The 12,049-nt window shown below is 62.2% G+C and carries 10 protein-coding genes; 4 read left to right on the top strand and 6 right to left on the bottom strand.

From position 1 onward, the window contains the following. Positions 1-198: 198 nt before the first annotated feature. The 4 genes from OKW27_RS02650 to OKW27_RS02665 form a co-directional block, all read right to left on the bottom strand. The gene (locus OKW27_RS02650; RefSeq protein WP_429332454.1) at positions 199-1,365 is read right to left on the bottom strand and encodes a porin; all 1,167 of its coding nucleotides are present in this window, start codon (positions 1,363-1,365) and stop codon (positions 199-201) included. A 136-nt stretch (positions 1,366-1,501) separates the two neighbouring features. Next, on the bottom strand, positions 1,502-1,873 hold the full coding sequence (locus OKW27_RS02655) for a hypothetical protein (protein ID WP_429332455.1): 372 nt from the start codon (positions 1,871-1,873) through the stop codon (positions 1,502-1,504). A 51-nt stretch (positions 1,874-1,924) separates the two neighbouring features. Continuing rightward, complete coding sequence (locus OKW27_RS02660) at positions 1,925-3,349, bottom strand: ammonium transporter (RefSeq protein WP_429332456.1); 1,425 nt, start codon at positions 3,347-3,349, stop codon at positions 1,925-1,927. Positions 3,350-3,377: 28 nt separating this feature from the next. After that, positions 3,378-3,716 carry a P-II family nitrogen regulator gene (locus tag OKW27_RS02665; RefSeq protein ID WP_026226100.1) on the bottom strand — a complete coding sequence of 113 codons (339 nt, stop codon included), beginning with the start codon at positions 3,714-3,716 and terminating at the stop codon, positions 3,378-3,380. Positions 3,717-4,167: 451 nt separating this feature from the next. On the opposite strand from OKW27_RS02665, the gene OKW27_RS02670 reads away from it, so the two are divergent. Continuing rightward, complete coding sequence (locus OKW27_RS02670) at positions 4,168-4,617, top strand: VOC family protein (RefSeq protein WP_429332457.1); 450 nt, start codon at positions 4,168-4,170, stop codon at positions 4,615-4,617. Positions 4,618-4,696: 79 nt separating this feature from the next. Here the strand turns inward: OKW27_RS02670 and OKW27_RS02675 are convergent, their stop codons facing one another. Beyond that, positions 4,697-5,824 carry an aminotransferase class V-fold PLP-dependent enzyme gene (locus OKW27_RS02675; protein ID WP_429332458.1) on the bottom strand — a complete coding sequence of 376 codons (1,128 nt, stop codon included), beginning with the start codon at positions 5,822-5,824 and terminating at the stop codon, positions 4,697-4,699. A 146-nt stretch (positions 5,825-5,970) separates the two neighbouring features. After that, positions 5,971-6,480, bottom strand: a complete 510-nt coding sequence (locus tag OKW27_RS02680; protein WP_429332459.1) for a DUF1269 domain-containing protein — start codon at positions 6,478-6,480, stop codon at positions 5,971-5,973. Positions 6,481-6,744: 264 nt separating this feature from the next. Between OKW27_RS02680 and OKW27_RS02685 the strand changes: the two genes are divergently transcribed. The 3 genes from OKW27_RS02685 (at position 6,745) to OKW27_RS02695 (ending at position 12,025) form a co-directional block, all read left to right on the top strand. After that, a complete protein-coding gene (locus OKW27_RS02685) occupies positions 6,745-7,407 on the top strand; it encodes a dihydrofolate reductase family protein (RefSeq protein WP_429332460.1) in 663 nt (220 codons plus the stop codon). Positions 7,408-7,469: 62 nt separating this feature from the next. Further along, entirely contained in the window at positions 7,470-8,417 is a 948-nt protein-coding gene (locus OKW27_RS02690; RefSeq protein WP_429332833.1) for a pseudouridine-5'-phosphate glycosidase, read from the top strand. A 302-nt stretch (positions 8,418-8,719) separates the two neighbouring features. Then, positions 8,720-12,025: an adenylate/guanylate cyclase domain-containing protein gene (locus OKW27_RS02695; RefSeq protein ID WP_429332461.1), complete on the top strand. Its 3,306-nt coding sequence runs from the start codon at positions 8,720-8,722 to the stop codon at positions 12,023-12,025. Positions 12,026-12,049 lie beyond the last annotated feature (24 nt).

The following is a 12,049-nucleotide window of genomic DNA, read 5'->3' on the forward strand; positions in this document are numbered from 1 at the left end:
GCGCGCGCTGCCTACGGTCGATTCGACCTGCGTACGACGTTGACGGAGAACCCGTCCCGGCCGAGACCGCGATAGGTCTCCTGGCCCGGGGCGACGAGTTGCGAGTCAGGCGACCTCTGTTGCAACGCGGCTGTGTCCGTGCATCACGTTACGCCCACAGCCGCATCGCTACAGCGCACGATTCGTGCAATCAGAAGATCAGAACTGGTGTCGCAGTCCCACGGTGACCGCGACCTGCGTGCCCGTCGACGATGGCGAGAGGGTATTGATCATCGCATCTGCGAGCACGGAATCTGCCGGCGCGCCATGAACATGCTGATAGACGCCTTCCAGGTACACGTCGGTACGCTTGCTCAACGAATAGTCGGTCTGCAGCATGACCGAATTCCATTTTGGAGAGGCCTTCGTGGCCCCCTGGTTGTAAGCACCGTCAGTGAACGTATAGGCACCGGATACGCTCCACGCAGACGTCACCGAGTAGTGTGCGTTCACCTCGTAATTGTCCAATCGCAGATTACCGCCAAGCGGCAGATAGCTGCCGAGGCCCAGCGAGATGACGCCCGCCATGTTGTCGATCTGAGTATGGCTCCACACGAATCCGACAGTTGCGGGGCCGAACGTGTAATTGCCGCCGGCGCCCCAGATACGCTGGCGCTCCGCGATGAAGTTCGCGCTGCCGTCGGCCTGCGCGATTGCCCCATTCGGATTCGTGCCCGATACGCCACCACCTGCGTTATTGAACTGCAGGTACCCGCCAGCAAGATTCACTGGGCCCTGCGCATAACCTACGCTAAAGCCGTACGCGCGATTGTCAGCGAATCCTCCCGCCTTGTTGCTGAACGAATACATGCCTTCGAACGTCACGCCGGCATAGGTCGGGCTTACATACTTGACCGAGTTGTTGACGACCACCGAATCAGCCGCCAGGTTGTCGTTCTCGAACGGGTGTGCGGCGAGGTTGCCACCCCACGTGTTGCTCCCCGCGGTGATCGGTCCGAGCTGGTCGTTCAGCACATCGAACTGACGGCCCAACGTCACGGTGCCGAGATTGTCGCTTTGCAACCCGACCCAGGCCTGAGAACCGAAGGCGTCACCCGGAAAGGCCTGGCTGCCGTTGTTTAGATTGAAGCCCTGCTCGAGTTTGAAGATCGTACGAACACCACCTCCCAGATCTTCAGTACCCTTGAGGCCAAACACCGTATTCTGCGTGGAGCTGGTCGCCATTTGCCAATTACTATGACCGGCCTGGTTGTTGGTATAGATGAGTCCCGTGTCGATAAGACCGTACAGGGTCACGCTGTTTTGCGCATACGCGGAAACCGAAAATGCGCCGAGGACCCCGATTGCCAGCAAGGCTTTTTTCATGTCTTTATGCCCCATTTGCGATTACAGAAAAATAGAACAGCTTTTTCTTAATTGGAGTTCCATCCCGGGACATTCCACCCGGGATGGTCAGCTCGCGCCGAGCTGCTTCTGAATCGAAATGCGCTTTCCAATCGCATCAAACAAGCAGAATGGCCACAAGCTGACCGGCGGTCGCAATCACGATCGCCAGATCAACCGGATTGGCCAGAAGAAATCCGAGAAAATCTGAATCGACGGCGCGCGTGCGCCACATCCCGACAAAGCCGACCGACAGAATCAGCCCGAATAAAAAGTCGAATCCGAATCCTGCGGCGAGCCATCTGCTATGCCTGACGACAGGTTCGGCGAATGCGAACATTGCCAAAAAGGCGATTTGCGATATGAGAACGACCAGTACGACAACATGCTGCTGATTATTCTTTTTCATCGGCTGGCGGAAATCCGGTTGCTCGAACCCGGCACGACCTCCTCGCTCGTCCGGGCGAGCTTCGGCAGTACCGGCGGCCACCCCCGCGAACGGAAAGTGACCGTCGTACCCGCTCCATCCGCGGCGCAACCGTTATTCGACCGCCTCGCCATGCAGCACCAGGTCCAGTCCTTCGCGCTCTTCTTCCTCGGCGACACGCAACCCCATCACTGCGTCGATTGCCTTGAGCAGAACAAACGAGACCACCCCGCTGTAGATCAGCGTCGTCGCGACACCCTTGAGTTGCAGCATCACGTCACCGTCCGCGCCGCCGATGTCCTTGACCGCGAACACGCCGGTCAGCAGCGCACCGACGATCCCGCCCACGCAATGCACGCCGAACGCGTCGAGCGAATCGTCGTAACCGAGCTTGTGCTTGAGCCACGTGGCCGACCAGAAGCAGACCACACCCGCGACGATACCGATCACGAGCGCCCCGAGCGTGCCGACGAAGCCCGACGCCGGCGTAATCGCCACCAGACCCGCGACCGCGCCCGACACGATACCGAGCACCGACGGCTTGCCCTTGGCTGCCCATTCGGCGAACATCCACGCGAGCGCCGCCGCGGCAGTCGCCACCTGCGTCGCGAACATCGCGAAGCCGGCACGGCCATCCGCTGCCACGGCCGAACCCGCGTTGAAGCCGAACCAGCCGACCCACAGCATCGCGCCACCGATCAGCGTAAGCGTCAGGTTGTGCGGCGCCATCGCTTCCTTGCCATAGCCGACGCGCTTGCCGAGCACCAGACAGCAGACCAGACCCGCGATACCGGCGTTGATGTGCACCACCGTGCCGCCCGCGAAGTCGAGGATGCCCGCGCTAGCCAGCCAGCCGCTCGGCTCCCACACCATGTGCGCGATCGGCGAGTAGACGATGATCGACCACAGCGTCATGAACACCAGCATCGCCGAGAACTTCATGCGGTCCGCGAACGCACCGGTGATCAGCGCCGGCGTGATGATCGCGAAGGTCATCTGGTAGACGAAGTAGACCGTCTCGGGGATCGTCGGCGCGAGGTGGCTGACGGTCAGCGTCGTGGCCTTGTCGCCCTTGATGTAGTTCATGCCCGTCATGAACACGCGCGAGAAGCCGCCGATGAACGAGTTGCCCGGCGTGAACGCGAGGCTGTAGCCCACCACGGTCCAGACGATCGTCACGACACAGGTGATCGCGAAGCTTTGCATCAGCGTCGCGAGCACGTTCTTCTTGCGGACCATGCCGCCGTAGAACAGCGCGAGACCCGGGATCGTCATGAACAGCACCAGCGCGGTGGAGGTCAGCATCCACGCGGTGTCGCCGGAGTTGATCTTCGATGAATCGACCGAGAAAGGTGCGGTTGGGGTGGCCGGCGCCGATGCAGCGGCATCCGCCGCGGCCGGTGCCGCTGGAGCTGCGGACGCTTGCGCGACCGGCACGGAGGCGGCCGCGGGCGCCGAGGCGTCTTGCGCGAATGCGGAGCCCAGCCCGCCGGCGAGCAATGAGCCGGCCATCAACAACGTCATCAACAGTTTGCGCATTTTTCTTTCCTCTTATCCCAGTGTTTTTTTATAGGGCGTCGGCGCCGGTCTCGCCCGTGCGGATCCGGATCACCTGTTCGATCGGCGTCACGAAGATCTTCCCGTCACCAATCTTTCCGGTACGCGCCGCACGCTCGATCGCCTCGATAGCCTGATCGACGATGTCGTCCGGGACGGCGACCTCGATCTTCACTTTCGGCAGGAAATCGACGACGTACTCCGCGCCCCGATACAGTTCGGTGTGCCCTTTCTGACGCCCAAAACCCTTGACCTCCGTAACCGTGATTCCAGAGACGCCAAGCGATGACAAGGCTTCTCGAGCCTCATCAAGCTTGAATGGCTTGATGACCGCACTTATTAGTTTCAATTTGCCTCTCCGTTGATCGCCCATCCCGATGCTCGCCCCAATGACCGTGGCTCAGCGCGCGGAGACGTTCAAAGCAACTGTCATGCCATTCGCACGGCAGGTACTGGAGCGGGGAATTATCGGAGGAGCCGAACTTCGGGTCCTTCAGCGGTCAGATGGATGTTGTGAGGAAGGGAGCGGGATTGGGCGGCAGCACTGTCAGAAGGCTTCTTGGCGGAATGCGGTGTACAGATGGCGTGTACCCGGGCACCATGTGCGAGCGCGTTTTCCCGTCGTCCGCCCAATCGGGGGCATGCGTGCACGGTTCTGCCGCTTGTCATTACATATTCATTAATCGAAGCTTCCAGGTTTCCACTCGCACGCCCGACGCTCGCGAGCGTTCAAGAGGTCGAGCGCAACTCCGCCGTGATAACGTGCAAAGACATCGCAACTCGAACAGGAAGAGATCAGGATGATTTCGCATGTTTTCGTTGGGGTTAATGACTGTGACCGTGCGTTGAAGTTCTATTCGGTCGTCATGAGCGAGTTGGGACATCGTCTGAAGTTTTGCGAGCCAGATAAACCATGGGCTGGTTGGATGGCTGAGGGTATGCCGCGCCCGCTCTTCCTTATCGGCAGGCCATATGATGGCAACTCGGCAGAACACGGAAACGGTCAAATGGTGGCATTGCTTGCGCCTGATCGTCGTTCAGTCGACAACGCATACGCTAGCGCGCTGGCAAACTCTGGTTCTTGCGAAGGTCCTCCCGGCTTGCGAGCACGCTATCACCCGGACTATTACGGGGCGTACTTCCGCGACCCGGAGGGAAACAGGATTTGCGTTTGTTGTCACGATCCTGCGGCACGCGTGGGGGTGTCGCGGTACGGCGATGTTCTACAACGATGGCCGAAGCGTGCGTAACTATTCCGGCAGCTTCCGGAGTGCTCCCGCCGATGCGGTCGCGAGAGCGAGCCACGCGCACGTGCTTTGGAAAAACGCTCTAAAGAATACTGTCCAACGCCTTGGCGAGCCTGGCGACCACACCTTCGACGTCATGCAGTTTGTCCAGCCCAAATAATCCAACGCGGAAGGTTTTGAAGTCTTCTGGCTCGTCGCATTGAAGGGGAACACCGGCCGCGATCTGCAAGCCGGCATCGGCGAATTTCTTGCCAGATCGTATGCCGTCATCGTCCGTATAGCAAACCACGACGCCAGGAGCCTGAAAACCTTCAGCCGCCACGCTTTTGAAACCTTTGTCACTCATGAGCGAGCGAATGCGCTTGCCGAGTTCAAGCTGCTCAGCTCTGACTTTCTCGAAGCCATATGCCTCGGTTTCCTTCATGACGTCGCGCAGCGTCGCGAGACTGTCCGTGGGCATCGTGGCGTGATACGCGAACCCGCCGTTCTCGTAGGCTTCCATGATCTGCAGCCATTTCCCAAGATCACAAGCGAAACTGGTGCTGGTCGTTGCGTCGATTCTTTCGCGGGCGAGAGGGCTGAGCATGACCATTGCGCAGCAGGGTGACGCGCTCCATCCTTTTTGCGGTGCGCTGATCAGGACATCGATGCCGCTGTCCTGCATGTCCACCCAGATCGTACCGGAGGCGATGCAATCCAGTACAAACATGCCGCCGACGGCATGCACCGCGTCGGACACCGCGCGCAAGTAGGCATCAGGCAGCATCATCCCGGATGCGGTTTCGACATGCGGCGCAAAGACCAGATCCGGCTTGTTTTCCTTGATCGCAGCGACGACTTCTTCGATCGGAGCCGGTGCATATGCGGCCTGCCTACCTCGTTCGACCGGACGCGCCTTCAACACCACCGATTCAGACGGAATGTCGCCCATGTCGAAAATCTGCGACCAGCGGAAACTGAACCAGCCATTGCGGATGACCAGACACTTCCTGTTCGTCGCGAACTGCCGGGCGACGGCTTCCATGCCGAAAGTCCCGCTGCCCGGGACGATAACGGCCGACTTCGCGTTGTAGACTTTTTTCAGGGCGCCGGAAATATCGCGTACGACTCCTTGAAAGAGCTGCGACATGTGATTGATCGATCGGTCGGTGTAGACGACCGAATATTCGAGGAGTCCATCGCGGTCGACATCGGGAAGTAAACCTGGCACCTTCGCCTCCGGTAATTGACGAGTAAAAGAATCGAAGACAGATTCTAACGAAAGCCGCCTGCAACGGTATCGGCCGAGACGTCCCCGCCCTTCTTCGATCGCAGTCGCGCCAAAGGTGGCGCCGCTCGCCTCGTCCCGACTGCTTCTCAGGGGAAGATCGGTGTCGTGGGCTCCGCGCCCTCGATATCGGCCTTCGGAAAATGCTGCGCGACCATCTGCTCGATCTCCTGTTCGCGCGATCCAGGCACGTCGGCCATGATCAGGAGCTGGCCGTCACGGATGGCGTCCCGAAAGCGCTCGAGTCGTGCATTCGGTTCGGCGACGCCGATCATCGCGGCCGTCCAGGCCCCGAAGCTGGCACCCGCCAACGTCAACGCGATGACGGCTCCGCCCGCAATAGCGAGCTCCGCGGGAGGAAACGCCAGCGCCACGAGGCCGACAAGCGCGCCGGTCGCACCGCCGAGCGCCACGCCTCGTTCGAGCGAGTGCACGACGTCGCTGCTCTGCAGCAAAGTTGCCTCGGGTAACTGTTCGAGTGCGACGCTGTGATTCGCGAGAACATGGAGATGTCGCCATGTGATCCGCGTCCGCAGCAAGTCGTCTACGATCGCCTTCGCCGTCGACGTGTCAGATGCGAGGAAATAAAGACGTCTCATCTCGACCCTCCATCACTCAAGCCGTCCTCAAACGGGACTATGCCGTTCATCGTACGCCTGCGGCAGGCAAAAGTTGACTCCGGGCAGGTGCGTGCCGTGTTTGGATGGATGGTCGCTGCTGTATGCCAGCTTACAAATTCGGAAAACTTCTCCTGGAGACATAGGGTTGAGCAAAAATCTGCTGCCAGACTATTTCGCGTAGTTCCGGCAAACCATGCAGGTTTGCGGTCCACATTACGTTAGGCGTCTAAACGGAGGCAAACGATGACACGCGTTCGCGTTGCGGGCTTCACCATTTCGCTCGACGGATACGGTGCAGGCCCGAATCAAGACATCAACAATCCGCTCGGCGTTGGCGGGACGGAACTGCATCAGTGGCTAGTCCCAACACACACGTTCCAGCAAGCCTTGTTCGGCAAGGACGGCGGTACGACCGGGGTTGACGATGATTTCGCCGCCCGCGGCTTTCAGAATGTCGGGGCCTGGATTCTTGGGCGCAACATGTTCGGACCCATTCGTGGGGACTGGCCGGACACAAACTGGAAAGGCTGGTGGGGAGACAATCCACCGTATCACGTTCCAGTCTTCATCTTGACCCATCACGCTCGTCCCCCCATCGAGATGGCAGGCGGCACGACGTTCCACTTCATAACAGGAGGCATCCGCGAGGCGCTCGACCGTGCACGCGAGGCCGCTGCCGGAATGGACGTGCGGATTGGCGGTGGGCCGGACACAATTCAGCAGTATCTTCGCGAGGGCCTCATCGATGATCTGCACATTGCCGTCGCGGCGGTCCTGCTCGGCCGGGGAGAATCGCTGTTCGAAGGGGTCGACTTGCGGGCTCTGGGATACGAATGCGTTGAATTCGTAGCGTCGGAGAAGGCCACGCATGTCGTCCTAAGGCGCCAAGGGCACACGGACGCCTAAGCACTCGCTGAAGGCCTCTTGTACCGCATACTTCAGTGAATCACACCACCGAAAGGATCGACATGGTTGCTGACCTTGCACGCTCCTGGTTGACCTGGAGCGCGCCTGCAGCCGCTGCGCAGGCCTCCGGTCGCCCGCTCGTGGCGCTGGAATCGACCATCATCGCCCACGGCATGCCCTACCCGGAGAACGTTCGCACTGCGCGCGAAGTGGAAGCCTTGATCCGTGACGCGGGTGCCGAGCCGGCGACTATTGCGCTGATCGATGGGCGAATCCACATCGGCCTTTCGGATGACGAGCTGGAAACGATCGGCCGATCGGACCACGTACATAAGGTCAGCCGCCGCGACCTGCCGGCCGTGCTGGCCGGCGGCGGGCTGGGCGCCACGACCGTGGCTGGCACGATGATATGTGCGGCGTTGGCCGGCATCGAGGTCTTCGTCACCGGAGGCATTGGCGGCGTACACCGAGGCGCGCATGAAACCTTTGACATCTCGGCCGACCTGCAGGAACTGGCGAAGACCTCGGTGGCGGTGATCTGTGCCGGTGCGAAGTCCATCCTGGACATCGGGCTCACATTGGAATACCTGGAAACCCACGGCGTGCCGGTGCTCAGTTGCGAACAGGACAATTTTTCGGCGTTCTACACGCGTGACAGCGGCTTTCGCGCGGACTTCAGGCTGGACGACGCGGAGGAACAGGCACGGTTCATTCGCACCAAGTGGGACCTGGGCCTCGACGGCGGTGTGGTGTTGAGCACTCCGGTGCCGGAAGCCGCAGCGATGTCGTTCGAAGAGATCGACGCGCTGACCCAGCAGGCGCTCGACGAGGCCGCTGCACAAGGAATCACCGGCAAGGCCGTCACCCCCTTCCTGCTGGCGCGCATCAAGGCGTTGACAGGCGGGCGCAGCCTGGCGACAAACATCGCGCTCGTGAAACACAACGCAGAGGTCGGCGCAAGGCTGGCGCTAGCGTTGGCACGCTCAAAGCCCAGCACAGGCGCGGTGTAGCCTCACTGCGGTTTCGCGCGGCTGGTATTTCCTTGACGGCCACCGCGCTCATTTCGAGCCAGTGCCGAAGCTGTTCGCCCCGCGGCTATATGAGGCGCTGGCTCGTCGATATCTGCCTCGCGGAAGTCCCAGTCGTCCAATCGGCAACGCGCGAGACGCACCTTCTCCGCTGCTTTCCACCGGACGACAACCGCGCCCATGGGCGGCAGCGATGCGTCGGCCGCCGCCCGGGGCGCAGGGCTCCACGAAGCCAGCCCCGTGCTATCTTTGACGGATTCGACACCTTCCTCTCAGGAGGGCTCGTGGACGTCGCCGTGTGGCTGCACAGCCTCGGAATGGAGCGGTATGAACCGGTGTTTCGCGAGAACGCCATCGACGCCGACGTGCTTCGCGACCTCACCGCGGACGATCTGAAAGAACTGGGTATTGCGTCGGTCGGTCATCGCCGCAAACTGCTCGATGCCTTGACTGAATTGCGGGCGCGAACCGGGCCCCGGCATAGCGCCGCGAGCCCAGGCGAGGCGAAAGGCGAACGACGGCAGGTCGCCGTCCTGTTCGCCGATCTGTGTGGCTTCACGCGGATGAGCCGTGAAGTCGACGCGGAGGAAGTACTCGCCGTGCTCGATCGCTACTTCGAGCAGGTTGACCGCACCATCGAGCAGCATGGCGGGCACGTCGACAAGCACGTCGGCGACAGCGTCATGGCAGTATTCGGCGCGCCGGTCTCGCATGGCAATGATGTCGAACGCGCCGTGCGGGCGGCACTCGCGATCAGGGACGGAATGCCCGACCTGTCGCGTGCGCTCGGCCGCCCGGTCTGCGTGCATATCGGCATCGCCGGCGGCGAAGTCGTCGCAAGCGGCACCGGTAGCGCGACTCATAGGGAATACACCGTCACCGGCGACACGGTCAACCTCGCCTCGCGTCTCACCGATGCGGCTGAGCCGGGGACGATCCTGATCTCGGAAAGCGTGCGACGCCCGCTGGCTGACCGCCTGGACTGTGTCGAACGCGGCGCGCTGTCGGTCAAAGGCTTCGCGCAAGCGGTCATGGCGTGGTGTATTGCCGGCCTTCGGCGCTCACGCCCGGGCCGGCCGTTCGTCGGCCGGCATCATGAGATGCGGCAGTTTCGATCCGTGCTCCATTCCTGCCGCGACACCGGAGGCGGACGCACCGTTCTGCTGCGCGGCGAGGCCGGGATCGGCAAAACACGCCTGGTCGAGGAATTCGAACGCGAGGCACGGGAATCAGGATTCCTTTCTCATACTGGCCTCGTGCTCGACTTCGGTGCGTCAACCGGACGTGGCGCAATCCAGTCTCTCGTGCGCGGCCTGTTGGCAGCCGACGGCTCAACTGACGGAGCTGCGAGTGCCACTGGCGTCGAGCACGCGCTCGCCAGCGGTTTGATCGACGCTGGCGACGCGCTCTTTCTCGTAGATCTGGTCGATTTGCCGATGGGGTTCGAGGACCGGGCAGTCTACGACGCCATGGACAATGAAATGCGCGTTCGCGGCCGACGCAACGCCCTGACCCGGCTTGTCCAACGCGCGAGCCGCCAGCAACCTCGGGTACTGGTCGTCGAGGATATTCACTGGTCGGACGAATCGACGCTTCGCGACCTCGCCGGACTGTCGGAAACGATGGCGGGATGTCCGGCCGTACTCGTGCTGACAGTGCGGACGCACGGCGATTCGACTGAAGAGCCGTGGCGCGCGGCGACCGGCGGACCGTATTCGCTGATCGATCTGGGTCCGCTGAGCGCCGGCGACGCGCATGCGATGGCCAGATCGTTTCCCGGGGCGCAGGCAGGTCTGGCGGGACGCTGCATCGAACGGGCGGCGGGCAATCCGCTGTTTCTCGAGCAGTTGCTGAACGATGCGCAGGACGGCGAAGGGACCGGCGTGCCGGGGTCGGTGCGAAGCCTCGTACAGGCGCGGCTGGATCGGCTTGATCCCGCCGATAAGACAGTGCTGCAGGCTGCCTCGGTGCTCGGCCAGTTGTTCGAGAAGGAGTCGGTCGATTTTCTCGTCGATGGCGCTGGCGCCGATGCTGATGCCGGCGTTGCGCTGGAACCGCTTGTGATCGGTCTGCTGTTACGACGTCAAGGCACCGGATTCATCTTCCATCACGCACTGATTCGCGACGCCATTTATGACGGGCTGCTGAAAAGCCGGCGCCGCGATTTGCATCGTCGCGCCGCACAGTGGTACGGCGAGCGCGACCTCGTCCTGCGAGCCGAACATCTCGATCGCGCGGGAGAACCCGGGGCAGCGCTCGCCTATTGCGAAGCAGCGCGCTCGCAGGCGTCGGGGCACCGCCATGAAGCCGCGCTCCGGCTTGTCGAACGAGGTCTCGATCTCGCGGATCAACGTAGCGACCGCGCCGCACTCGAGTGTCTACATGGCAGCGTCCTGCATGACCTCGGCGACATGAAGTCGGCACTTCATGCATTCGAAATCGCCCTCGAATATGCGACGACGGACGCGGAGCGTTGCCGCGCATGGATCGGGCGGGCCACGGTGAAGCGGATCATCGACGATCTCGACGGTGCATGGGCCGACCTCGACTACGCCGCTGAAGCCTCCCAAGGCCTGTTGCGCGAAGAGGCGCGCATTCACTTCCTGCGCGGCAATCTGTGTTTTCCACGCGGCGATATCGACGGCTGCGTGCGTGAGCACGGGCGCAGCCTTGCCCTCGCGCGCGACGCGTGCGATCCCGAACAGGAGGCGGCCGCACTCGGCGGCCTTGGCGATGGCGAGTACATGCGCGGCCGGATGATCAGCGCCCACGCGGCCTTCAGCCGCTGCATCGAACTCTGCCAATGCCATGGCTTCGGACGGATCGAGGTGGCCAACCTTCCGATGCGGGCGATCACGACGTGGTTTACCGGCGAAGCCGCGCGCGCGCTCGACGCCGCGCTTGCAAGCGTCGCCGCGGCGCAGAAGGTGGGGCATCCCCGCGCGCTCGCCGTCGCCCATCACGCTGCCTGGCACTGCCTGCACGATCGCGCGGAGTGGGATCGTGCGTGGGAGCACGTCGCTTCTGCGCTACAGTGCGCGCGCGAGCTGAAATCAAGGCGCTTCGAAGGTGAAGCGCTCGCGTTTCGCGCGGAATTGCATCGGGTCGCCGGCCGTCCGCGCGAAGCGCGCGCCGATATCGAAGCGGCGCTGTCGATCAGCCGGGAGACCGGCATGAACTACCTGGGCCCCGCTTATCTCGGCGTGCTCGCGCGCACGACGGACGACCCCGTTGTCTTCGCACAGGCGCTCGCGGAGGGCGAAGCTTTGCTCGCGGCCGGAGCGGTGAGCCACAACCACTTTCTGTTTCGACGTGATGCGATAGATGCATGCATCGACCGCAAACGCTGGGATGCGGCCGCGCATCATGCTGCGGCCCTTGAAGACTACGCACGCCGCGAGCCATCGCCCTTTTCCGGATTTTTCGTGGCGCGCGCACGGGCGCTTGTCTCGTATGGAACCGGCAATCGCGATCCGGCATCGCTGAAGGAACTCCAGCGGCTACGGCAGGAGGGCAGCGGCCTGGGTTTCCTTTATGCGCTCCAGGCGATCGAGGCCGCGCTTTCGGGCGAGGCCGATAGAGGAGGATAGGGTCGCCGCGCTCACTCCTGTTGA

The sequence above is a fragment of the Paraburkholderia sp. 35.1 genome (assembly GCF_050436525.1).
Taxonomy (GTDB): Bacteria; Pseudomonadota; Gammaproteobacteria; order Burkholderiales; family Burkholderiaceae; genus Paraburkholderia; species Paraburkholderia tuberum.